At 70.2% G+C, this 24,584-nt stretch carries 17 protein-coding genes; 12 read left to right on the forward strand and 5 right to left on the reverse strand.

Going from position 1 to position 24,584, the window contains the following annotated elements:
- Window positions 1–66: 66 nt before the first annotated feature.
- The 9 genes from otsA to P0L94_03555 all read left to right on the forward strand — a co-directional run bounded on the left by otsA (window position 67) and on the right by P0L94_03555 (window position 8,794).
- Complete coding sequence (otsA, locus tag P0L94_03515) at window positions 67–1,497, forward strand: alpha,alpha-trehalose-phosphate synthase (UDP-forming) (protein ID WES65147.1); 1,431 nt, start codon at window positions 67–69, stop codon at window positions 1,495–1,497.
- Window positions 1,494–2,291, forward strand: coding sequence for a trehalose-phosphatase (gene otsB / locus P0L94_03520; protein WES65148.1), 798 nt, complete (start codon window positions 1,494–1,496; stop codon window positions 2,289–2,291). Before otsA ends, otsB begins: the two co-directional genes overlap by 4 nt.
- A gap of 18 nt (window positions 2,292–2,309) precedes the next feature.
- Window positions 2,310–4,016 carry a dihydroxy-acid dehydratase gene (gene ilvD / locus P0L94_03525; protein ID WES65149.1) on the forward strand — a complete coding sequence of 569 codons (1,707 nt, stop codon included), beginning with the start codon at window positions 2,310–2,312 and terminating at the stop codon, window positions 4,014–4,016.
- A gap of 47 nt (window positions 4,017–4,063) precedes the next feature.
- Window positions 4,064–5,869, forward strand: a complete 1,806-nt coding sequence (locus tag P0L94_03530; GenBank protein WES65150.1) for an acetolactate synthase large subunit — start codon at window positions 4,064–4,066, stop codon at window positions 5,867–5,869.
- Window positions 5,870–5,872: 3 nt separating this feature from the next.
- Window positions 5,873–6,382: an acetolactate synthase small subunit gene (ilvN, locus tag P0L94_03535; protein ID WES65151.1), complete on the forward strand. Its 510-nt coding sequence runs from the start codon at window positions 5,873–5,875 to the stop codon at window positions 6,380–6,382.
- Between the two features lie 71 nt (window positions 6,383–6,453).
- The gene (gene ilvC, locus P0L94_03540; protein ID WES65152.1) at window positions 6,454–7,479 is read left to right on the forward strand and encodes a ketol-acid reductoisomerase; all 1,026 of its coding nucleotides are present in this window, start codon (window positions 6,454–6,456) and stop codon (window positions 7,477–7,479) included.
- 242 nt (window positions 7,480–7,721) lie between these two features.
- A complete protein-coding gene (locus tag P0L94_03545; protein ID WES65153.1) occupies window positions 7,722–8,078 on the forward strand; it encodes a hypothetical protein in 357 nt (118 codons plus the stop codon).
- A gap of 105 nt (window positions 8,079–8,183) precedes the next feature.
- Window positions 8,184–8,510 (forward strand): hypothetical protein, encoded by a 327-nt coding sequence (locus P0L94_03550; protein ID WES65154.1) that lies wholly within the window; start codon window positions 8,184–8,186, stop codon window positions 8,508–8,510.
- A gap of 128 nt (window positions 8,511–8,638) precedes the next feature.
- Window positions 8,639–8,794, forward strand: a complete 156-nt coding sequence (locus tag P0L94_03555; protein ID WES65155.1) for a hypothetical protein — start codon at window positions 8,639–8,641, stop codon at window positions 8,792–8,794.
- A gap of 79 nt (window positions 8,795–8,873) precedes the next feature.
- Here the strand turns inward: P0L94_03555 and P0L94_03560 are convergent, their stop codons facing one another.
- The 5 genes from P0L94_03560 to P0L94_03580 form a co-directional block, all read right to left on the reverse strand.
- On the reverse strand, window positions 8,874–12,209 hold the full coding sequence (locus P0L94_03560; protein ID WES65156.1) for an AfsR/SARP family transcriptional regulator: 3,336 nt from the start codon (window positions 12,207–12,209) through the stop codon (window positions 8,874–8,876).
- Window positions 12,210–12,355: 146 nt separating this feature from the next.
- The gene (locus P0L94_03565) at window positions 12,356–15,748 is read right to left on the reverse strand and encodes a BTAD domain-containing putative transcriptional regulator (protein WES65157.1); all 3,393 of its coding nucleotides are present in this window, start codon (window positions 15,746–15,748) and stop codon (window positions 12,356–12,358) included.
- A 42-nt stretch (window positions 15,749–15,790) separates the two neighbouring features.
- The gene (locus P0L94_03570) at window positions 15,791–16,276 is read right to left on the reverse strand and encodes a hypothetical protein (protein WES65158.1); all 486 of its coding nucleotides are present in this window, start codon (window positions 16,274–16,276) and stop codon (window positions 15,791–15,793) included.
- A 150-nt stretch (window positions 16,277–16,426) separates the two neighbouring features.
- Complete coding sequence (locus P0L94_03575) at window positions 16,427–17,809, reverse strand: NAD(P)-binding protein (GenBank protein WES65159.1); 1,383 nt, start codon at window positions 17,807–17,809, stop codon at window positions 16,427–16,429.
- Window positions 17,810–17,873: 64 nt separating this feature from the next.
- Window positions 17,874–22,124 carry a BTAD domain-containing putative transcriptional regulator gene (locus tag P0L94_03580; GenBank protein ID WES65160.1) on the reverse strand — a complete coding sequence of 1,417 codons (4,251 nt, stop codon included), beginning with the start codon at window positions 22,122–22,124 and terminating at the stop codon, window positions 17,874–17,876.
- Window positions 22,125–22,269: 145 nt separating this feature from the next.
- Here P0L94_03580 and P0L94_03585 point away from each other — a divergent pair, with 145 nt between their 5' ends.
- The 3 genes from P0L94_03585 (at window position 22,270) to P0L94_03595 (ending at window position 24,498) form a co-directional block, all read left to right on the forward strand.
- Window positions 22,270–22,608, forward strand: a complete 339-nt coding sequence (locus P0L94_03585) for a hypothetical protein (protein WES65161.1) — start codon at window positions 22,270–22,272, stop codon at window positions 22,606–22,608.
- A 104-nt stretch (window positions 22,609–22,712) separates the two neighbouring features.
- Window positions 22,713–23,552, forward strand: a complete 840-nt coding sequence (locus tag P0L94_03590; GenBank protein ID WES65162.1) for a peptidoglycan-binding protein — start codon at window positions 22,713–22,715, stop codon at window positions 23,550–23,552.
- Between the two features lie 88 nt (window positions 23,553–23,640).
- Complete coding sequence (locus P0L94_03595; GenBank protein ID WES65163.1) at window positions 23,641–24,498, forward strand: peptidoglycan-binding protein; 858 nt, start codon at window positions 23,641–23,643, stop codon at window positions 24,496–24,498.
- Window positions 24,499–24,584: the final 86 nt, after the last annotated feature.

Here is a 24,584-nt window from a genome sequence, read left to right on the forward strand (position 1 = left end):
CTCGGCGCCGTCCGGCCGCGGCGCGCTGTTAGCCTGGCAGACGGAAAGCTCGATCCGGGAGGTCCCGTGACCACAGCAGATTTCGTCGTCGTCGCCAATCGACTGCCCGTCGATCGCGTGACCGGACCCGGAGGCGAGGGCTGGCGCCGTTCGCCGGGAGGGCTCGTCACCGCCCTCGAGCAGGTGATGAAGAAGGTGGACGGTGCGTGGGTCGGCTGGCCGGGGCGCGCCGACCTCGAGGTGGAACCCTTCGATTTCGACGGCACGCTCCTCGTGCCGGTGTCGCTGACGGCCGACGACATCGAGATGTACTACGAGGGCTTCTCGAACGACACGATCTGGCCGCTCTACCACGACGTCATCGCCGCCCCCCGCTATCGGCGCGTGTGGTGGGACAGCTACGTGCGCGTGAACCGCCGCTTCGCGGAGGCTGCCGCTGCCGCCGCGGGCGACGGTGCGACGGTGTGGGTCCAGGACTACCAGCTGCAGCTGGTGCCGCGGATGCTGCGCGAGATGCGCCCCGACCTCACGATCGGCTACTTCCACCACATTCCGTTCCCCGCATACGGCCTCTATTCGCAGCTGCCCTGGCGGCGCCAGGTGATCGACGGCCTCCTGGGCGCCGACGTCATCGGCTTCCAGCGGGTGGCGGACGCGGGCAACTTCGCGCGCGCGGTGCGCCGCATCCATCACTACACGACCAAGGCGTCGGGGATCTCGGTGCCGCTCGAGGGCGGCGGGCACCGCGTCGCGCTCGCCAAGGCGTTCCCGATCTCGATCGACTCCGAGGGCTACATCGAACTGGCCCAGCGTCCCGACATCCAGGCGCGCGCGTCCGAGATCCGCGAGAGCCTGGGGAACCCCAAGAAGATCCTGCTGGGCGTCGACCGGCTCGACTACACCAAGGGCATCCGCCACCGCATGAAGGCCTTCGGCGAACTCCTCGAGGACGGACGCGTCGAGGTGGGGGACGTCACGCTCGTGCAGGTGGCGAGCCCCAGCCGCGAGCGGGTGGAGTCCTACGCCCACCTCCGCGACGAGATCGAGCTGACGGTGGGGCGCATCAACGGCCAGTACGACACGATGAACCACACCGCGATCCGATATCTGCATCAGTCGTATCCCCGCGAAGAGATGGTCGCCCTGTTCCTGGCTGCCGACGTGATGCTCGTCACGGCGCTGCGAGACGGCATGAACCTCGTCGCCAAGGAGTATGTCGCGGCGCGCCTGGACAACCGGGGCGTCCTCGTCCTGAGCGAGTTCGCCGGAGCCGCCGACGAGCTCGCCAGCGCGGTGCGCATCAACCCGCACGACATCGACGGCATGAAGGACGCCATCGTCCGCGCCCTCGAGATGCCGGCCGGCGAACAGGGCCGGCGAATGCGGGCGATGCGCAAGAAGGTGCTCGAGAACGACGTCGCCCGCTGGTCGCGGGACTTCCTGGACGCCTTGCACCAGGCGCGCGAGGCGAAGCTGCGGGAGCGTGGGACGGCATGAGCGCCGACACCCCCGCGGGCGCCGTGGCCCTTCTCGCCGCCGTGCCCAGGCTGCTGGTCGCACTCGATTTCGACGGCACCCTGTCGCCGCTCGTGGACGAGCCGATGACGGCGCGCATGCTTCCGGAGTCCCGGCGTGCCGTCGACGCCCTCGTCGAGGCGCCGGGCACGGTCGTCGCGCTCGTGTCGGGTCGCAGCCTGCACGATCTTCGCGTCATCGCCGAGCACCGCGACGATTCGGGCATCTATCTGGCCGGCTCCCACGGGGCCGAGCTGTGGGTGCCGGGCGAGGGGCCCGTCGGCGTGCTCGACGACGACGAGCACGTGCGGCTCCGCGACGCGCTGCGCACCCACGCCGAAGAGGTCACGTCGGCGATGGACGGGGTGTGGATCGAGCCCAAGTCGTTCGGCTTCGGCGTCCACATGCGCTTGGCGGATGCCGCGACGGCCCGCGCGGCGGGTGAGGCGGTCGATGCGATCATCGCCGACGAGGCGCCCCACTGGCGCCGGCGCACCGGGCACAACATCGTCGAGTACGCGTTCCGCCACGAGGGCAAGGACTCTGCGGTGGCGGACCTGCGCGGCATGACCGATGCCGACGCGGCGCTCTTCGCCGGCGACGACGTGACCGACGAGGATGCGCTGCGCAGCCTCGGCCCCGGCGACGTGGGCGTGCACGTCGGCTCGCGCGCCGACACCGCGGCCACCGTCACGGTGCCCGACATCCCGGCGTTCGCGGACATGCTGTCCGCACTTGCGCGCGCGCGGGTCACACAGCAGGTCTCGGACGCGTGACGGGAATAGACTTCGAGAATGCCTGAGTCCGACAGCACCATCGACATCAAGCCCCGCAGTCGCGTCGTCACCGACGGGATCGAGGCGACCACGTCCCGCGGAATGCTCCGCGCGGTCGGCATGGGCGACGAGGACTGGGACAAGCCCCAGATCGGCATCGCGTCCAGCTGGAACGAGATCACCCCCTGCAACCTGAGCCTGGACCGCCTGGCGCAGGGCGCGAAGGAGGGCGTCCACTCCGGCGGCGGCTATCCGCTGCAGTTCGGCACCGTCTCGGTCTCCGACGGCATCTCGATGGGGCACGAGGGCATGCACTTCTCGCTGGTCTCGCGCGAGGTCATCGCCGACTCCGTCGAGACCGTCGTCATGGCCGAGCGTCTGGACGGCACGGTGCTGCTGGCCGGCTGCGACAAGTCGATCCCCGGCATGCTGATGGCCTCGGCGCGCCTGGACCTGTCGAGCGTGTTCCTCTACGCCGGCTCCATCGCGCCCGGTTTCGTCAAGCTGTCGGACGGAACCGAGAAGGACATCACGATCATCGACTCCTTCGAGGGCGTCGGCGCGTGCCTGGCCGGTCGCATGAGCGAAGAGGACCTCAAGCGCATCGAATGCTCGTTCGCGCCCGGCGAGGGTGCCTGCGGCGGCATGTACACCGCGAACACGATGGCCTCCGTCGCCGAGGCGCTCGGGCTCAGCCTTCCGGGCTCTGCGGCTCCGCCCTCGGCGGATCGCCGCCGCGACTACTTCGCGCACCGCTCGGGCGAAGCGGTCGTCAACCTGCTGCGCCAGGGGATCACGACGCGCGACATCCTCACCAAGGAGGCGTTCGAGAACGCCATTGCGCTGGCCATGGCGCTCGGCGGGTCGACGAACGTCGTGCTGCACCTCCTCGCCATCGCGCACGAGGCCGACGTCGAGCTGAGCCTGCACGACTTCAACCGCATCGGCGACAAGGTTCCCCACATCGCCGACATGAAGCCCTTCGGAAAGTACGTCATGAACGACGTCGACCGTCACGGCGGCATCCCGGTCATCATGAAGGCGATGCTCGACGAGGGGCTGCTGCACGGTGATGCGCTGACGGTCACCGGCAAGACGCTCGCCGAGAACCTGGCCGAGCTCGACCCGGATCCGATCGACGGAGAGGTCGTCCACACGCTCGACGACCCGATCCACGCCACCGGCGGCCTGACGATCCTTCACGGCTCGCTCGCCCCCGAGGGCGCCGTCGTGAAGACCGCGGGCTTCGACGCCAGCGTCTTCGAGGGTCCTGCGCGCGTCTTCGAGCGCGAGCGTGGCGCCCTCGACGCCCTCGCCGCCGGTGAGATCGAGGCCGGCAGCGTCGTCGTCATCCGGTACGAGGGGCCCAAGGGCGGCCCGGGCATGCGCGAGATGCTCGCGATCACGGCCGCCATCAAGGGCGCTGGTCTCGGAAAAGATGTACTACTCTTGACGGACGGCAGATTCTCAGGCGGCACAACCGGCCTGTGCATCGGCCACATAGCACCCGAAGCGGTGGACGCAGGTCCGATCGCCTTCGTGCGCGATGGTGATCTGATACGGGTCGATATCGCGGCTCGCACTCTCGACCTACTCGTCGACGACGCAGAGCTGAGCTCCCGCCGGGACGGCTGGGAGCCCCTTCCTCCGCGCTATACCCGTGGCGTCCTGGCCAAGTACTCCCGTCTCGTGCGCTCTGCAGCCCAGGGCGCCGTCACGGGCTGACGGCCTTCCCCGAAACACACCTGCGACCTATCTCGAGGATCCTCACCATGCCTGCCGAACCGATGACGGCCGTGCCCCGGCCTCCCGCTCGCACCGCGTCCGCGCCCGTGCTCACGGGAGCCCAGGCGGTCGTCCGCTCGCTCGAGCTGCTGGGGGTGACCGACGTGTTCGGCATCCCCGGCGGCGCCATCATGCCCGTCTACGATCCGCTGCTGGACGACCCGGCGGTGCGCCACATCCTCGTGCGACACGAGCAGGGCGCCGGCCACGCCGCCGAGGGCTACGCCGCGGCGACCGGGCGCACCGGCGTCGCGATCGCGACGTCGGGCCCGGGCGCGACCAACCTCGTCACCGCGATCGCCGACGCGTACATGGACTCCGTGCCCCTGGTGTGCATCACCGGTCAGGTCTTCAGTCACCTGATGGGCACGGACGCCTTCCAGGAGGCCGACATCGTCGGCATCACGATGCCCGTGACCAAGCACTCGTTCCTGGTCAAGACCGCCGACGAGATCCCGGGCGCGATCGCCGCCGCCTTCGAGATCGCGAGCACGGGGCGCCCCGGCCCGGTGCTGGTCGACATCACCAAGGACGCCCAGCAGGCGTCGAGCCCCTTCGTGTGGCCCCCGAAGATCGACCTCCCGGGCTACCGGCCGGTCACGAAGGCGCACGGCAAGCAGATCCACGCGGCCGCGCAGCTGCTCGCCTCGGCGCAGAAGCCGGTGCTCTACGTCGGCGGCGGCGTCATCCGCGCGAACGCCTCGGACGAGTTGCGCGCCCTCGCCGAAGCGACGGGTGCACCGGTCGTGACCACGCTCATGGCGCGTGGCGCGTTCCCCGACTCCCACACCCAGCATCTGGGCATGCCCGGCATGCACGGGACCGTCCCGGCCGTGCTGGCGCTGCAGGAGTCCGACCTCATCGTCGCCCTCGGCGCGCGCTTCGACGACCGCGTGACCGGCAAGTCCGAGCACTTCGCGCCGAACGCGAAGGTCGTGCACGTCGACATCGACCCGGCGGAGATCTCGAAGATCCGCTCCGCCGACGTGCCGATCGTGGGCGACCTGAAGGACGTCCTGGTGGACCTCGCCACCGCGTTCTCCAGTGCGGCCGAACAGGGCCGTGCCGACCTCGATGGGTGGTGGGCGTTCCTCGACGGACTGCGCAACGAGTTCCCGCTCGGATACTCCCCGACCGAGGACGGCCTGCTCGCTCCGCAGTACGTCATCAAGCGCATCGGCGAGCTGACCGGACCGGACGCGATCTACGCGGCCGGTGTCGGGCAGCACCAGATGTGGGCGGCGCAGTTCATCTCGTACGAGCGCCCCAACGCGTGGCTCAACTCCGGCGGCGCCGGCACGATGGGCTACGCGGTCCCCGCCGCGATGGGCGCGAAGGTGGCCGATCCCGACCGCGTGGTGTGGGCGATCGACGGCGACGGATGCTTCCAGATGACGAACCAGGAGCTCGCGACCTGCGTCATCAACAACATCCCGATCAAGGTCGCGATCATCAACAACTCGTCGCTGGGCATGGTCCGTCAGTGGCAGACGCTGTTCCTCGAGGGGCGGCACTCGAACACCGACCTGAACACCGGGCACGGCACGGTCCGCATCCCCGACTTCGTCAAGCTCGCCGAGGCCTACGGCTGCCTCGCGCTGCGCGTCGAGAAGGAGGAGGACGTGGACGCCGCGATCAAGACCGCGCTCGAGACGAACGACCGCCCCGTGGTGATCGACTTCGTCGTGAGTGCCGACGCGATGGTGTGGCCGATGGTTCCCCAGGGCGTCAGCAACAGCTACGTCCAGTACGCGCGCGACCACTCGCCCGCCTTCAACGAGCAGGGAGACTGAGCCATGTCGAGCCACGTGCTGAGCCTCCTCGTCGAGGACAAGCCGGGTCTGCTGACCCGTGTCGCCGGTCTCTTCGCCCGTCGCGGCTTCAACATCGAGTCGCTCGCGGTGGGCGTCACCGAGGTCCCGGGCCTGTCGCGCATCACCGTCGTCGTCGACGTCGAGGGACTGCCCCTCGAGCAGGTGACCAAGCAGCTGAACAAGCTCGTGAACGTCATCAAGATCGTCGAGCTCGAGCCCGCAGCCTCCGTCCAGCGTGAGCACATGCTGGTGAAGGTGCGCGCCGACAACCAGAGCCGGTCGAACGTGCTCGAAGTGGTGAACCTCTTCCGCGCGTCGGTCGTCGACTACGCCACCGACGCGCTGGTCGTCGAGATCACCGGCGACAAGGGCAAGGTGGACGCGTTCCTGCGAGCCATCGAGCCGTTCGGCATCAAGGAGCTCGCTCAGTCCGGCCTCCTCGCCATCGGCCGTGGCGGCAAGAGCATCACCGAGCGCGTGCTGCGCGGCTGACACCAGATCACCGGCCGCCGATCGTGCGCGGCCGCACCGGAACGACAACGACCACAACAAGGAGAAACACCATGGCAGAGATGTTCTACGACGAGGACGCCGACCTCTCGCTCATCCAGGGCAAGAAGGTCGCCATCGTCGGCTACGGCTCGCAGGGCCACGCCCACGCCCAGAACCTGCGCGACTCGGGCGTCGAGGTCGTCATCGCGCTCAAGGACGGTTCGAAGTCCACCGCGAAGGCTCAGGAAGACGGCTTCGAGGTCAAGAACGTGGCGGATGCCGCCGAGTGGGCCGACCTGATCATGATCCTCGCGCCCGACCAGCACCAGCGCTCCATCTTCAGCGACAGCATCAAGGACAAGCTGAAGCCGGGCAAGACCCTCGCCTTCGCGCACGGGTTCAACATCCGCTTCGGCTACATCGAGGCTCCCGAAGGCGTCGACGTCATCCTCGTCGCCCCCAAGGCCCCCGGCCACACCGTGCGCCGCGAGTACGTCGCCGGCCGCGGCATCCCCGACATCATCGCCGTCGAGAAGGACGCGTCGGGCGAGGCCTGGGACGTCGCGAAGTCTTACGCCAAGGCGATCGGAGGCACGCGCGCCGGCGTCATCAAGACGACCTTCACCGAAGAGACCGAGACCGACCTGTTCGGCGAGCAGGCCGTCCTGTGCGGTGGCATGTCGCACCTGGTGCAGTACGGCTTCGAGACGCTGACCGAGGCGGGCTACCAGCCCGAGATCGCCTACTTCGAGGTGCTCCACGAGCTGAAGCTCATCGTCGACCTCATGTGGGAGGGCGGCATCGCCAAGCAGCGCTGGTCGATCTCTGACACCGCCGAGTACGGCGATTACGTGTCGGGCCCGCGGGTCATCGACCCCAGCGTCAAGGAGAACATGCAGGGCGTGCTCGCCGACATCCAGTCGGGCGCGTTCGCGCAGCGCTTCATCGCCGACCAGGATGCCGGTGCCCCCGAGTTCCAGGCCCTCCGCGAGAAGGAGGCGCAGCACCCGATCGAGAAGACCGGCAAGGAGCTGCGCGGCCTGTTCGCCTGGAAGCAGCAGGACTCCGACTACACCGAGGGCTCGGCCGCGCGCTGACCCCTCCCCACTGACCGCCGGCCCATAACGCTCGGCTTCACCGGCTCCCGCCCCCCGCACCAAGGGGGCGGGGGCCTTTTTCGTATCCCGAAGTCGCCGGGCGGTCGCCGTCACGAGAGCGAGGCGGAACTCCCCACCGCCATGGCAGAGGTCGCCGAGGCGTCCCGATCCGACCGACGACGGTCGCCGTCCCATCGCCGTCCCTCGCGGACGAGCCGGCACCCCTTCCGGCCTTTCCGAGTGTGAGCACCGTCACGGTGCGCGGGTGCTTCCCGCACCGGCATGACGGCTGCCGCCCGCGCGGGCTGCAACGAACGGATACCGGGCTGATACCGGGCGGTGTGACGGTCATGGCAGATCGAAGGGAGATTCCGATGTCGAGAACACACCATGGCACCGACGTGGTGCGCGGGTTGCTGCGGACGGTGGGCGTGACCGCCCTCATCGGCCTCGGCGTGGTCGCCGGGGCCGCCGCAGCCGATGCGCGCCCGTCGCCCCACGGATCGGTCGAGGAGGAGTGCGCGCGGATCGTGCTCTGGGATGGCAAGTCGATTCTCAGCTGCACCGACGAGCAGGGGCTCTGGCCGCCGCTGACATGAGCGTGTCGACGCGCCCGCGCCAGGTCCGTGCGGACGCCCCCGACGTGCCGGTGTCCGCTGTCGGCGCGGATCCCGGCGGCGCCGGAATGGGAAACGAGGTGGACCATGAGAACGCGAATCGCGTCCGCGTGGGGATCGGTCCTGGGAGGTGGTGCGGCCGTTCTCTCGGTCGCGCTGGTGCTCCCGGTGGATGCCTACCCGGAAGCACCCGTGGGTGAAAGGGCGGTCGCTGCGGTCTGCATGACCGATGCGCAGGACACCGCGTCGACGGGCGAGGGCCCACCGCATCCGCCCGCGGACCGTCTCGAGGCGATGGCCGAACGCGATCGGTCCGAGAGCGGCGAGGGCGAGCAGCAGGCCGGTCTCTCGCAGACCCGCGCGCGGTACTTCCAGCAGCGTGAGTCGCGCACCTGGCACATGGAGATCCGCTGATCGGTGTGGTGGCTCCACAGGAGTGGCTCCGGCCGTACCGCGGCCGTAACGGCTCGGACACCCGGCTGATACCTGCGTCTGTCACGCTGTGGTGCACGATCGGGGAGTCCCAGACCGAGGGGGTGCACATGGAAGACGTCGCAGGCACGGCGATCGCCGTCGCCGTCATGGTGGCCGTCATCGGGATGCTTTCGGTGCGACCGCCATGGCTGGGGATTCCACCGGCAGCAGACCTGCCGCCTGGTGATGATCACCTCGACGAGCTCGACGAGTTCTGGCCGTAGGTCGGCACAGCGCGGACCGCGACCGTCCGGAGGCCAGGAGCCGTCACGGCAGTTGAACCGGTCGGCCTCCTCGATGAGATCACGGCGACTCGGGGCACGTGGGCTCATAGGGTTCGTCGCCGAGATACGTCCTCCATTCGTCCTCGGTCAGCTGACGTCCCGCCATGGCGCAGAGCCGGTCATGCAGCTCCGCCGTGGGCAGGATGTAGATGTTGTCGGTCGCCCCGAGCCGCCATCGCGTGATGGCCGGCTCAATCTGGTCGACGAAGATCACAACCTCGTCACCCCCGGGGAGCGCGTCGACCACGAAGGCCGCAGGAGGGAGTCCGGTGAAGGTGACACCGGTGTGCTCCCCGGTGAGCACCTCGTGTTCTGAGAACACAGAAAGACTGCTGCCGCACATGAACCCGTCCGGGGTCATCGCGAGGGGGTACGGGCATTCCACGACTTCGCGCGGCTGGCGCCATGTTTCCTCGGTCGTGGTGAGGTCCACACGAACGCTTCCGTTGCCGCCGAACGAGAGGAGGCCGCCCGCCCCGTCGGAGGCGAGGGCAAAGCTCAGCCCCGATGCCGACAGTGGAATGGTCCGTGTCACTTCGAGCGATTCGGCATCGTGCACGAGGATGCGATCATCCGCGCTCACATACAGATCGTCGCCCACCAGCACGACACCATCGAGGATCCCCGGTTCGCCCACGAAGTCCTCGGGCTCATGCGCACGCAGGGACATGACGGTGCCCGTGTCCCGCTCGATCCACGACGGCGAAGCGGTGACGGAGTGGATGAAGTACGCTCGGCTGCCGTCGTCGGTCACCGCCATGGCCGCGCTCGTCCGCGCGTCGACGAGGACCGTGTCGGTCGTCTTGCGCCCGGTGACCAGGTCGACGATGGTGAAGAAATTGACGCAGCAGTCCAGGCCGCCGTCGCTCGTCTCGCGACCCGCAGAGGTCTGGATGTACGCGGTCGATCCGTCGGGACTGACCTCGAGATAGTGCCCCCAGTACCCGTCGGGCAGGTCGGCATCGAGCGGTTCCCCGAGGTCCTTGGTCTCCAGGTCGACCACGTGGAGCGCTGAATCGGTGACGACATCATCAACGAGCGTCCCGACGGCCACGAGCGCGGTCCGCGTGCCGGGAATCAGCGCTCCCGAGATGCGCGCGTCGTGGGGAAACACAATGGTGTCGACCAGGCCGGTGCCCGCGATGACGGACGTCATCGCGTCGTGGACACGTGTGTCATCCGGCCAGCGATGTCCCGCCTCGGCGGCCAAGAGCGCGGCAACCGTGACGTTGTCATCGCGCAGGTTCGCGGATGTCGCCACCAGCGCGTCGAGACGTGCCAGGTCGGCCGCGGCGAGCGCTTCGGCACTGCGGAGGACCGCGATGCCGGTCGCCGCGACCGCGGTCACGAGCAGGACGCCCGCGGCGGCCAGCGCGATACGCAGGGTGCGGTTGCGACGCTTCTCGTGCGCGGCGCGCTGCTCGAGGCTGCGAATCTCGTGCGCATGACGTTCCGCCGCGGCTTCGAGGAACGCCGCCTCGGTGGCGGTCACGTCCGGTGACGTGCTCTCACGCCATTCGAGCGCCGCGTGGAGCCGACCGCCGCGGAGCAGATCGTCATCGGGCCGCCCTGCGGAGTCCCATGCCGCGGCGGCGGCCTCGATCTGGCGCAGCATGCGCGCGTTCTCCTCGTCCTCGGTGAGCCAGGCGTCCAGTCGCGGCCACGTGTGCGCCACGGCCTCATGCGCGATCACAGCGGAGTCGCCGTCGATCGTGACCAGACGGGCAGCCACCAGCCTCTCGACCACCGAGCGACGGGTCGCGTCCTCGGTGAGTGTTCCCAGTGCGACCCTTCGGCGCAGTGTCGAGGCCTCGGCGGAGCGCTCGACCATGCGCATCATCACCGATCGGCACGCTTCCTGGGCTTCGGGAGGCAGGTCGCGGTACACCTGGTCGGCGGACTGTGCGATCGCGCCTGCGATGCCGCCGCTCGATTCATATCCGGCGATGGTGAGCGTGTTGCCCTCGCGATGCGTCCACGTCGCGACGAGCGCGTGCGACAGCGCGGGGAGGATCCCTGGTCGGTCGCCGGCGTCGTGCAGGATGACTTCCTCGAGACCGGGTTCGACCTTCAGGCCCGCATCTTCTGCGGGGCCGGTGATCGCCCGTCGGATTCCCGCTTCGTCGAGCGGCGAGAGTGCGTAGGTGCCGCGCCCGATCGCCACCCCGATGCGGGGCAGGGCCGTGGCGCGGTCGAGGAAGTCCGACCGGAGGGTCAGCACGAGACAGCCGCCGGCCTGGAGCCAGGAGTCGGCCTCGGACGCGAGTGCGTCGACGGCGTCCCGTGAGGCTCCGAGCAGCTCTTCCGCCTGGTCGAGGACGACCACGCCGGTCTCAGAGTCGAACACACTCCGGTCGAGCGAAGCGCCGAGCTCGCTCGGGGTGACAACCGTCACCCGAGCGCCGCGGTCTTGGAGAAGCGGCACCAGGCCCGCGCGCACGAGCGAGGACTTGCCCGACCCGCTGGGGCCGACGACCGCGACGACGGCGCGACGCACACACCGTGCGGCCAGGGCCGATGCGTCTGAGTCGCGTCCGAAGAACAGATCGCGGTCCTCGACGCCGAATGCCGCGAGACCGCGGTAGGGGCACTCGCCCGACACCAGTGGTGAGGACGAGTCGTCAGTCGGCGCGGCGAGCGTCGGGTCCTGGCGCAGGATGGCTGCTTCGAGGTCGACGAGGGATCTGCTGGGGTCGATCCCGAGCTCCTCGACCAGGCGGCTGCGAGCAGAGCGGAGGACGGCGATGGCCTCGGCCTGGCGATCGGCGCGGTAGTTCGCCAGGGCGAGCGTCGCCCACCGGCGCTCACGCAGCGGCTCGGCGCGAACGAGCTGCTCGGCATCCGGGATGACCGCCGTGGATTCGCCGGCACGGAGGCGACAGTCCTCGAGTTCCTCCTCGGCAGTCTTGCGCAGCTCGAGCAGGCGCATCGCCTCGCTCGCGCCGGGTGGCCAGGATGCGACATCCGCCAGCGGGTCGCCCCGCCACAGGTCCAGAGCCCGTCGATATGCGGCGACAGCCCGGTCGTGCGCGCCCTCGAGGTCCCGGTGACGGGCCTCGGCGATGCGCGTCTCGAACTCGACCGAATCCAGCGACGAATCCGCGACCGCCAGACGGTAGTTCTCGCCGACGGTCCGGATGACATCGGCGCCCAACTGTGCACGGATCTTCGCGACCGCATTCCGGATCTGCTGGGGCCAGGTCTGCGGAGGAGCTTCGCCCCAGCAGGCGGCGGCGAGCTCGTCCGGCGTGACGGCGCTGCCGCGCCGGACGATGAGTGCCTCGAGGATCGTTCGCTCTCTCGGGCTGAGCGACCCGCCGCCGGTGTCCAGCGGCCCCAGAACCCGCATGGTCATGGCGCCAGTGTTCCGCGTCTTCCGCGGCGAATCAATGAGACCGGCGACAGGCCGACCAAGCCGTGGGAGCCGCTGAGCGGCGGACGTGCCGCCGGGCGACGATCACCTCGACCAAGCCGACGAGTTCTGGAAGGCGAGACGCCGACTCATGCAACATCCGGACAGGTGCGCTGGTAGGGCTCACCGGAGAAGAACCGGTCCCATTCCTCCCGCGTCAACTGACGTGACGCGACGGCGCACGCGGCATCGCGCATCTGATCGGCGTTCCGGACTGAGAACTCGCCGCTCGGCCGCCACCGCTGCAGCACGGCGGGGCTCTCGGTCGTCATCGCTGCGATCTCGGACACGCCCCTGAACCACTCCATCGTCGTGCTGTCGCTGGGCAGGGGTTCGAGGATGCGACGGAGGGCTTCGCCCGTGTCGAGACTGTGCGACCACACGCCGTCCTCGCGTGCGCAGAGGAACATCGACGGGGACACGGCCAGGGCCGATGCACAGTCCAAGTCCTTCACCTCCCAGATCACCTCACCATCGGGGAGGCCGAGGCGAACTCCCTTGACGGTCGAGATCGACAGCAGCCCGCCGTCGCCATCGGGGCCGACGTGCAGCGACGTCAACGAGACAGCCCGGCGGGTCGGCAGATCGAGCCGGTCGACGAGGGCGAGCGTCGAGGCATCGTAGACGCGAATGTGGTCGCGGGCGCCGACGTAAAGGTGGTCCTCGATGAGGGCGGACTGCTGGAGTCCGGTGTCGAGGAAAGCCAATCGCTGCGCGTCGCTGTCATCGCCCGTCGCAAGGTGGTCGGGGGAGACGACGATGCGGCCGGTGCGAAGGTCGATCATGACCGGCGAGGCAGCATATCTGTAGACCACGTACGCGGTGCTGCCGTCCGCAGAAAGCGCAGGCCGATCGGCGAGCTCCCCGTCGAGGGGGATGGTGGCGAGGGAGGCGCCGCCGGGCTGCAGCGGCACCGCCGTGAGCCGGCGCTCACAGCAGGTGCCGGGGTCCGCCGACGAGGAGACCTCGGTGAGGATGAGGGCGGTCGCCCCGTCCCCGCTGACGATCACCTCGCGATGCGGCGCCTCGGCCCGGATGTTGCGGTCGGGATCGATGATGAGCGACGGCAGATCGACGTCCAGTTCACGGACGACCTTGCCGCTGGTGAGGTCGATCATCTGAACGGCGTATCCGGATGGGCCGGCTGTCCGGGACTCGGGGGTGTCGACGACGACGAGCACACTGCGTCGTCCGGGAATCATCGCGCCCGCCACGACCGCGTCCTCGGGGAACCTCACGGTGCGCACCAAGCCCGCTGCCTGGGCGAGGGCGCCTTCCAGGGCGGTGAGGGCCCGTGGGTCCTCGGGCCAGCGGCGGTAGACCTCGGCCGCGAGCAGCGCGGCCGTCTCCCGGCCGGTCGCCGTGCTCAGAACCGCCGTCGTCAGTGCTTCGATGCGGGCATCCTCGGCAGCCGCCTGCGCGTCCGCGCTTCGCAGGATCGCCAGGCCCGAGGCGAGGATCGCGGCGACCAGCAGACTCGCAGCGGCGGTGAGCGCGACGCGCAGCCGGCGGTTGTCCGCCCGCTCATGTGCGGCGCGCGCCTCCAGTTCCCGCAACTCGTCTCGATGCGCGGCCGTCGATGCCTCGAGATAGTCGGACTCCGTGTCCGTGAGCATGGGCGCAGTCCGCTCCCGCCACTCGACGACCGTCTGGAGCCGGGCGCCGCGCATCAGATCATCGTCGGGGCGCCCGGCGGCGTCCCAGGCGGCAGCGGATGCTTCGGTCCGGTGGAGGGTCTCGGCGTCTCCCGCGTCATCGGCCAGCCATGCGTCCAGCCGCGGCCAGGTCCGGCCGACCGCCTCGTGCGCGATCGTCGCCGAATCGCGATCGATCGTCACCAGCCGGGCGGCCACCAGCGACTCGAGGACGTCGCGGCGAGTCGCCCCGGCGATCAGCGCTTCCAGCGGGACGCGGCGGCGCACGTTCGCGCCATCAGGCGTCCGCTCGACGAGTCTCATCATCAACGCCCGGCACACCTCCTGGCCGTGCTCACTGAGCGCCTGATACACCCGTTCGGCGGACTGGGCGATCGCGCCCGCGATCCCTCCCGTGGCTTCGTATCCGGCCAGAGTCAAGGTCGCACCCTCCCGGTGCGACCAGGTGGTCGCCAGCGCGTGGGACAGCGCCGGAAGGATCGCTGTCCGCTCGCCCGCGTCACGGAGCATGATCTCGACCAAGCCGGTCTCGAGTGCAAGGCCGGCGGTCTCCGCCGGGCCGACGATGACACGGCTGAGGCGGTCGTCGTCCATGGGGGAGAGGGCGTATACGTTCTGTCCGATCGCGGTTCCGATCGCCGGGAACGCCGTCGCCCGATCGAGGAAGTCGGAGCGAAGGGCGAGGATGAGGGTTCCGTCGCGATCCAGCCACGACCGGACGAGCTCGCCCAGCTCGCTCAGCTCATCGCCGGGCAGGGACAGGAGCTCCTCGGCCTGGTCCACCGCGATCGTCGCGGTGCCGTCGGCCAGCGCTTCCCGCAGTTCGACCACACCCTCCGCGTCCGGGGTGATCACCGCCACACGACGTCCGTGCTCGCGCAGGCGGGGAACGAGACCGGCGCGCAGCACCGATGACTTGCCCGACCCGCTCGGCCCGACGATCGTCACGACCGATCGGGCTCCGGTACGGGGGAGGAGGGCTCGGACGTCGGCATCACGACCGAAGAACATCGCCGAGTCCTCGACGTCGTAGGCGGCGAGCCCACGGTACGGGCACTCCGAGACGCCTCCGCGCGCCTGCGCGCCGGACGGCGGCGCAGGAGGATCGAGCGCCGGGTCCTGGCGGAGGATGCCGACCTCGAGGTCGCGCAGCTCCCGCCCGAGGTCCAGCCCGAGCTCATCTGCGATCCGGCCGCGCGCGGACCTCACGACGGCGATCGCCTCCGCCTGGCGCCCGGCACGGTAGTTCGCGAGGGCGAGGGACGCCCACCGATGCTCGCGCAGCGGGGCTTCGCGCACCATCCGCTCCGCGTCCGGAACGACCGTCGCATCCTCGCCCAGCCGGAGCCGCGCGTCGAGGAGCTCTTCCTCCGCGTCCGCGCGGAGCTCGCCCAGTCGCATCGCCTCGGTCTGCGCGGGCGACCAGTCGGAGACGTCCGCGTAGGGATCGCCGCGCCACAGGTCGAGTGCGTGGCGGTACGCAGCGACGGCACGGTCGTGGGAGCCTGTCAGCCCGTGGTGGCGGGCACGCGACAGCTCCCGCTCGAACTGCACCGCGTCGACAGCGTCGTCAGGGATGCCGAGGCAGTACCCCGAGCCGACGGTGCGCACGGCTTCCCTGCCGAGAGATGACCTGATCTTGGCGATCGAGTTCTGGATCTGCTGCGCCCACGTCTGCGGCCGGTTCTCTCCCCAGCATGCATCCGCCAATTCGCCCGGTGACACGGATCGCGCTCGCCGGAGGACGAGCGCGGACAGGATCGTTCGCTCCCTGGGGCTGAGTGCCGGCCCGTCATTCTGGAGCGGACCGAGGACGCGCACGGTCATGGTGGCAGTGTGGGTCGGGGGCGCAGACGCGTCAAGGGCACGTCATCGCTGGACGACGCCGATGGCCACCATGGGCGGGGGCCACGGCCCGGGCTGCATCTGAACGATGATCGCGTAGCTGTCGTCGAAGAAGGTCCACAGCGACCCGCCTTGCGCCTCGGGGTCAGGGGGCTGTTCTTCAGCCGGACCCGCGATCCGTCCAAGCGCCTCGAGAAGCTGCTGCGCCTGCTCCTCGGACTGGTCGGTCTCGAAGATCATGTCCCAGACGCCGGGTCCCGCCATCGAGTGAACCAGCTCTCCCTCCGGAAGCGGGATCTCCGCGGGGAAGTCCTCGGCGACGCCGTCGATCTCGGTGAGGTTCTCCCAGTCCTCGCCCCATGCCTCGTCGAACGCCTCCTGCCACGTCGTGATCTCCGGATCGGGGCTCGACGCCTCCGCGGTGCAGCCGGTGAGCAGGAGCAGGGTCGCGGCGAGGCTGGCGAGACGCAGACGCGCCGCGCCGCGGGGATGGACGGTGGTCGCGTACATGACATCTTTCCTCTCTGTGTCCTGGAGGAGGAGGTGTGACGTCGTCCCCCTCTGATGTCCAGAGGCTGACGCGGGCCGCTATCCGTCCGCTATCCGTCGCGGAGATCCGGTATCCGGTGCGCTGCCCGGCCCCTCTCCGGGCGGCGCGGCTCAGCCGAGGGACATGGCGAGTTCGCCCAGCCTCGCGCGGCCGGCCCCGATGCTGGCCTTGAGGCGGGCGACGGCGTCGTGCACGGCGGGATCGTCGGTCCGGTCCTCGGGGATGCGCGCGGGATTGAGCGTCGTCGTGTTCGCCCAAGCCCGGATGTCCGCTTGGCGTGACATCCCCTGCGACGCATCGCCGCCGACGATCTGCATCGTCACCCAATCCTCGGGCGTGTCGGAGTACGGCGACGGGCGGCAGACGTCGTTGCGCTCCTCATCGGTCGACCGCGTGGCCTCCACGTACCCGGTCAGCGCCGCGCCGAAGCACGGGAAGCCCACACGCACGGTGCGCGGCCGGATCGCGTCGGGTTCCCAGATGGGCACGAGCGGCTGTGACGGCAGACCGGCGGCGGCGCAGTGCACGATCACCGCATCCTCCGAGATCGCGACGTCTCCGTCGTCGAAGGTGAGTCGGCCGCGCCCCACCGACCGCACATGCCCGCGCCGCACGACGTCGTCGACGCGACGCAGCAGGTCGAGCTCCCACGTCGCGATGGTGGGTGTCTTGGCCATCCTCGGCGTCACCGAGCGATCGATGCGCAGCATGATGTCGCGATCTTCCAGCCGGGCGAAGATGTCGTCGGCCGAGTCCGCGTCGCGCACGGCCTCCATCGTGTCGGCCGCCATCCCGAGGAAGATCGCCGGGTCGGGCTGCACGACGGCGCGGTTGAGGATCCAGGGGTCGCGGGGACGCACCCAGCAGATCGCCGCGGGGTCGACTCCCTGCTGCTGGAGCCACACGCAGGCATCCATGGCGGTCTTGCCCGCTCCCACGATGACGAACTGCTCCGGCCCCTCCACCAGGTGCACCAGGTCGTTCACCGCGATCACATCGGCGAGGTCTTCGACGACGAACGGCGGAGGAGAGGTGGCCGGGATCTCGCCCGACAGGTAGGCCGCGTCGACGATCCGCGCTCGCGGTGCCGCATAGCGCACACCGCTGATGCGCGAGTGGAACATCCCGTCGCCGTCGTATTCGCAGCCGGGGAAGAACGTCACACGGCCGGTCGCCTCGAGCTTGTCCATGATGCGTCCGTAGTACGCGCACACCTCGGGTGCGGTCGCGCGCTCCTGCAGGCCCTTCTCGGGGCCGCGGGTCTGCAGCCGGCCGCCGCCGAGCAGCGTGGACGCCACCCCGTAGAAGGCGGATGCCTGATGCAGCCGCACGAACGGGTACGCGTCGAGCCAGTGCCCGCCCGCTGCGTGCCGCCGATCGACGATCGCGACGGTCACGTCGGCGTGATCGACCAGCGCGTCGGCGAACGCCATCCCCATGGCGCCGGCACCCACGACCAGATAGTCGACGTCGACCTCTTCGGCTCTCGCCATGGGCCCATCACACTCCTGCCGCGCAGGCGCGTCAAGACACCGCACGGCGCCCCGCGCGACCGCATCACCCGGCGGCGACGGACGTCGCCTGGGCGGGACACGTCTGCGCGTCGCGTTCGTCGCCGAGATAGGTGCGCCACTCGAGATCCGTGAGTTCGCGACTGACCATCGTGCACACGGCATCCCGCAGCGCATCGGGCCTGAGGTCCCACACGAGCACACCGTCGTCGGACGACGTCACCATCGCCTGCCCGTCGTCGCGCAGGAAGCCGACCGGCCAGAAGTTGTCGGGGTCGAACGCTCCGATGATCTCGTCGCCGAGCCGCCGTCCGTCGGTGAGGTCGTACAGGGCCATGCGCTGGTCGAAGCTCGCGGTCAGCAGCAGCCTGCCGTCGCCGCTCACGGTCATGTGCATGGGTGCCGTCCCTGCTTTGGCGAGCGCCTCCAGCGGCGAGAGGTCCGCATCGCTGCGCAGCATGCGCTCGGCGTTCGCGCTCAGAATCGTGCCATCGGGCAGGGCGATGGCGATGCTGTCGTGCTCGAGTCCGCGGGCGAGCTCCTCGCCGGTCCCGATGTCGAAGACGGCCGTCCGGTCGACGCCCTCCGTCCTGCTGCGCCACGTCACCAGAACGCGTCCGGTGCCGGGGATCTCACTGACCGCGAGATGCTCGCGCGCACCGTCGAAGGGGAGCGCGATCGGGTCGGCGGACGCCTCGCCGGTCTCGGGATCGAAGGCGATCAGGCTGTCCGACGTGATCGCCCACGCGTGACCGCCCGGTCCGCCCGGCAACAGCCACGCCTCGTCGGATTCGGCGATCGCGGTCACCGGATGGCGATCGCCCGAAGCGACGTCTTCGAGAGTCCAGGTGACACCGCGGTCGAGCCGGGCGACGACCGTGTCGCTCAGCCAGATCATCCCGAACGCCGGCTCGCCGACCGGCGCGTCCGCCTCGAGGTCCCACAGCCTCATGTACTCCAGTTCCGGATCGGTATCGAGAACGGTGCCGCTGGGCAGGAGACCCATCACGACGTCGGCGCGGGGACGGATGATGGCCATCGAACCGGACGCCCCGAAGCCATCCGTGAGGTCGAATCCCTCAGCCACCGGCCGCGTGATCGCGGGGGCGCCGTCGATCCGCCACCGCTGCAGCGATGGAGGGTTGAAGGGGACCACCGTGACGAACTCATCGCCGCCCGGAAGGACGTCGACGGTGTAGTTGTCCTCTGACAGTGTGTCGAAGTTGCGGCCCGTCTCCTGTCCGGTCTCCAGGTCGTGCTCCTTGACGAGTCCGATGCCGGTGGCGCAGAGGAAGCTCGAGGGAGGAACGGCGACGCCGCTGACGCAGCGGAGCGCGGCCCCCTGACGCCACAGCACCTCTGACGTCGCGAGGTCCACGCGCACGGCACCCGAGTCCCCGACGGCGATGAGCCCCCCCGAAGCGTCGTCCATGATCAGGATCTCGGTCAGCGATTCGCCCGGCAGCTCGATCGTGTCGACCGGCCGCAGCGAGTCCGGGTCGTAGACGGCGATGTGGTCGTCCATGCCGACGTAGAGCCGCCCGTCGATCAGCGCGAGTCCGTTGTAGCGGCCCGGGATGTTCTCGAACTCCTCCGGATCGTGCTCTCGCGACGCGAAGACCTCTCCGGTGGTCAGATCGATCAGAGAAGGAGCGCCCGTGATCCAGTGCGCGACGTACGCGCGCGACCCGTCCGGCGAGATCGCCGGCTTCTGTCCTGTGCGGGCGTCGACGAGGACCGTGTCGAAGTTGAGCGTGCCGGAGGCCAGGTCGATCGCCGTCATGTGGTTCGCGCAGCAGGTTCCCTCCGGCCGGAGGGCGCCCGTCTGGATGAAGGCCGTGGAGGCGTCCTCGCTGATGACGATGTCTCGCCAGATCTGGAAGTCCGCCGCGGGAAGGGGAACATCCAGCTCCTCGATCACGGCGCCGGTGTCGAGGTCGACGACCGCGGTCATTGTGTCGCCGCCGTCCCGCGATCCTGGGGGCGCGTCGGTCACCACGAGTGCCGTGTCGGTGCCCGGTATCAGACGTGCGCTCGCGAGGGATCCCGCGTCGAACCGGATCGTCCGCATCAGCCCACCGCCGCCGGTGAGGCTCCCCAGCAGCGCCGAGCGCGCGCGGGGGTCGTCGGGGTGGCGGCGATACAGCTCTGCGGCCAGGAGCGCCGCGACATCGCGGTCGCTGTCGCGGATGCTCAGGGACGTCGCCGCGAGCGCCTCGATACGCGCATCCGACGCCGAGGCCTGTGCCTCCGCGCCCCGGAGCGCAGCGATCCCGGTCGCCACGAGGGCGGCGACCAGGAGCACAGCAGCGGCCGCCAGCGACAGTCGAAGGCGCCGGTTGTTCGCGCGCTCGCGTGTCGCGCGGGCGGCGAGCTCCCGCACTTCGTTCTGCTGCCGCTCGGCGGCGGCGTCGAGGAACGCCGCCTCGACCTCGGTCAGATCGGGCGACGAGTCCTCCCGCCACTCCAGGGCGGCATGCAGGCGACCGCCTCGCAGCAGATCCTCCTCGGGTCCTCCCGCCGCGTTCCAGGCGGCCGCGGCTTGTTCGATGCCCCGCAGGATCCGCGCATTGGCGGCGTCCTCGGTGAGCCAGCCGTCCAGCCGAGGCCACGTGCGACCGACCGCCTCGTGCGCGATCATGGCCGCGTCGCCGTCGACCGTGACCAGGCGCGCCGTCACGAGGCGCTCGACCACAGACCTGCGCAGCGGATCCGCCGTCAGCGTCGACAGCGGCACCCGCCGCCGGACCGTCACGCCCTCGGGCGTTCGCTCTATCAGGCGCATCATGAGAGAGCGGCAGACGTCGCGCCCCTGAGCGGAAAAGCTGGCGTAAACGTGCTCAGCCGACTGGGCGATCGCGCCGGCGATGCCGCCGGCGGCCTCGTAGCCGTCCAGCGTCAGCGTGGAACCCTCGCGCCGCGCCCACGTCGCGGTGAGCGCATGCGACAGGGCGGGCAGGATCCCGGCACGCTCGCCGGCGTCGCGAAGGACGACCTCGAGCAGTCCGGGCTCCAGCCGCAGGCCGGTCGCCGCGGCCGGCCCGGTGACCGCTTCGTGGAGCATCGCGGTGTCGAGGGGCGAGAGGGCGTACACGCCCCGTCCCAGCTCGGCGCCGACGTCGGGGAGCGCGGTCGCTCGGTCGAGCACGTCGGACCGCAGCGTCAGGATGAGGCATCCGCCCCGCTCCACCCACGTCGCGGCGCGCGCGCTGAGCTCGCGCATGTTCTCCGGCGGGAGGGCGAGCAGCTCCTCCGCCTGGTCGATCCCGATGACCGATGCCCGATCGTCGAAGACAGCGGAGGACGCGCCGTCGGGAGCGACCATCTTCACACCGCGACCCTGCTCACGAAGCCGGGGAACCACGCCGGCGCGCATCAGTGACGACTTCCCCGAGCCGCTGGGGCCCACGATCGTGACGATCGAGCGCGGACGGCACCGCGCGAGAACGGCCCGGACGTCCTCATCCCGCCCGAAGAACAGGGAGTCGTCCGTCTCGTCGTAGGCGGCGAGTCCGCGCCACGGACACGCTGCAGCCGCGGCATCCGTCTGCGAGGTCAGATCGTGGGCGGGGGCGTCGAGCGAGGCGTCGTGGCGCAGGATCGCGGTCTCCAGCTCGACGAGTCCGCGGCTCGGGTCGACGCCGAGGTCCTCGGCGAGACGTGTCCTCGCGGCGCGGAGGACGGCCATGGCCTCCGCCTGACGGTCGGCGCGGTAGTTCGCCAGCGCCAGCAGCCCCCACCGCCGTTCACGCAGGGGGTCCTCGCGCACGAGCCGCTCCGCGTCCGCGATGACGCTCGCCTGCTCGCCACTGCGCAGCCGCGCATCGAGCAGCTCGTCCTCGACGCTCGCGCGCACCTCGCTCAGGCGAAGGGCCTCGATCTCGCCCGGTGGCCACGATGCGACGTCGGGGAGGGGTGTGCCCCGCCACAGCGCCAGAGCCCGCCGGAATGACGCGACCGCGCGCTCGTGCGATCCCTCGAGACCGAAGCGGCGGCCCTCCGCCACCAGCCGCTCGAAGACCACCGCGTCGATCGCGTCCGCGTCGATGCCGAGCACATAGCCGTCGCCGACGGTCGTGATCGCCTCGGCACCCAAGCGCGAGCGGATGCGCGCGACGGCGTTGCGCACCTGCTGAGGCCATGTCGCGGGGAACTCGTCGTGCCACAGGGCATCGGCGAGTTCGGCGCTGGTGACCACGCTTCCGCGCCGCACGATGAGGGTCGCGAGCACGGTGCGCTCGCGAGGGCTCAGCTCGGGCCCGCCGATGTCCAGCGGCCCCAGGATCCGCACGGTCATGGTGGCAGTCTCATCGACCCCACGCGGCGGGTCAACCGTGCGGGCGACGACGGATATCGGACGGATATGCCCCGATCCCGTCTGGATATCGCCGGTCGTGACGCTGTGAACAGGGCGGCAGAGCGTCGCCGAGAAGGAGCAGATCATGGACACGCAGAGCACGACACCGTCGGGCCGACGGGGTGGGACCCTCCTCGTCCTGGCGCTCGCGACGGTCGTGGGATTCGCCGCCCCCGCGGCCGCCGCGGCGATCGGCCAGGCGGGCGGCGCGGCATCGGTCAGCGGATCGCGGTGGCTGCAGGTGGACGAGTCGGAATCGGTGACGATCCTCCAGCGGCCCGTCTACGTCGACCCGCAGGCGCCGGCGGACCGCGCGGAGCGGATCATCCGCACCGAGCTGGAGCGGCGCCGTCAGGTCGCGGCGGATCTGCGGGGGATGACCGCCGACCGCCTCGAGCGCGAGATCGGCGCACCGGGGGAGTGAGACGGTTCGTCGCGGATCTCCGCATCCGCGATCGCGTGCGGATGTATCAGCGGTCTGTCAGGGTGCTCTCACACTGACAGGAACACGATGCTGAGGAGCATGCGATGAACGTAAAGCCATGGAGCACGATCTCACCGGGCCACGACTGGTTCCCGGTCACGGGATTCCAGTACCTGCTGAAGGAGCACGGGCACCCGGTGCTCGTCGACGGGCTCTTCGGACCCGCGACGGAGGCCGCCGTCAAGGCCTTCCAGTCGTCGGCCGGGATCGCCGTCGACGGGATCGTCGGGCCGCAGACCTGGTCCAAGCTGGTCGTCACGACCAAGCAGGGAAGCACGGGCGATGCCGTCCGCGCCGTCCAGGCGTTCGGTCTGTCGCCTTCGCCGGGCGTTCCGCCGCTCGTGGTCGACGGCATCTACGGGCCGACCACCGCCGGGCACGTGCGCTTCTATCAGGAGTCGTGGGGGCTCACGCAGGACGGCATCGCCGGGCAGGAGACGTGGTCGTTCCTCAGCGCCGCGACCCCCGGCAGCACGACGTGGCCGCTCGTCAAGGTGGGTGCCACGCAGGCCACCAACTGGCGCGTGCTCGCCGCCCAGCACCTGCTGCGCGAACACGGCTCGGGCATCGTCGCCGACGGCATCTTCGGCCCGCTCAGCGGTGCAGCGGTCTCGGCCTTCCAGCAGACGCTGCGCACCGATGAGATCAGCACCACGATCGGCCAGCTCGACTGGCCGCATCTGATCGTCACCGTCAAGGCCGGCGACAACGGCGAGGCGGTGCGTGCGGTGCAGACCATGTTCGGGTCGCTCGCCGTCGACGGCGTCTTCGGGCCCCAGACGGACGCGGCCGTTCGCGACTACCAGCAGATGCTCGGGCTGACCGTCGACGGCATCGTGGGCCCGGTCACGTGGCACGTGCTCACGCTGCGCCTGTACGAGTGAGCGACGGATCCCATCCTCCCGGCGCCCGCCGGGTCCCGGTCCCTCGTGCCGAGGGACCTGAGAAAGGCGAGAGAAGAGGAACGCACCCATGAACGTCATGCCTTGGAGCACGGTGCACGGCGGCCACGCGTGGACCGTCGGCGCCGGCATCCAGTACCTGCTGAAGGCCCGCGGCCACGCGCTGTCGGTGAATCCGATCATGCTGGATCCGGCGGCCGTCGCGGCTCTCACGGCCTTCCAGTCATCGGTCGGCGTCGCGCCGGACGGCGTGTGCGGCCCGGCCACCTGGTCGCAACTGGTGGTCACGACCCGTCAGGGGAGCAGCGGAGACGCGGTCAGGGCGGTCCAGCAGTTCGGGCTGCGCGGGATTCCGGGAGCGGATCCGCTGGTCGTCGACGGCATCTACGGGCCGATCACCGCCGAGTGCGTGCGCATGTTCCAGCGGGCGTGGGGCCTGACCGTGGACGGCATCGCAGGGCCCGAGACATGGTCGTTCCTGAGCACGCTGTTCCCGAGTCCGCAGCGCCCATGGCCGCTGGTGAAGGTCGGCGCGACGCAGGCGCACAACTGGCGGGTGGTCGCCGCCCAGCACCTGCTGCGCGAGCACGGCGCCGCCATCGCCGCAGACGGGATCTTCGGCCCGCTCAGCGGCGAGGCGATCAGGACCTTCCAGCAGACGCTGCGCGCCCTCTACATCAGCACCACCGTCGGCCAGCTCGACTGGCCCGCACTGATCACGACCGTGCACCTGGGCGTCTCGGGAGACGCCGTGGCGGCGGTGCAGCACCTGTTGATCGCGAACGGTCAGGCGATCACCGCCGACGGCGCTTTCGGACCCGCCACGGATGCCGCGGTGCGCGCGTATCAGGCGAGCTTCGGGCTCGCCGTGGACGGTGTGGTCGGCCCGAACACGTGGCACAGTCTCACCCTCCAGCCGTTCGACTGACGACCGGCCGGTTGTGCAGCCAGCCATCCGCCCGCCCACGCACCCGCGGGCGGGCGGGCCGGCGTGCGCCCGGCGTTCGCGGTGCG

It is taken from the genome of Microbacter sp. GSS18, from assembly GCA_029319145.1.
Taxonomy (GTDB): domain Bacteria; phylum Actinomycetota; class Actinomycetes; order Actinomycetales; family Microbacteriaceae; genus Microbacterium.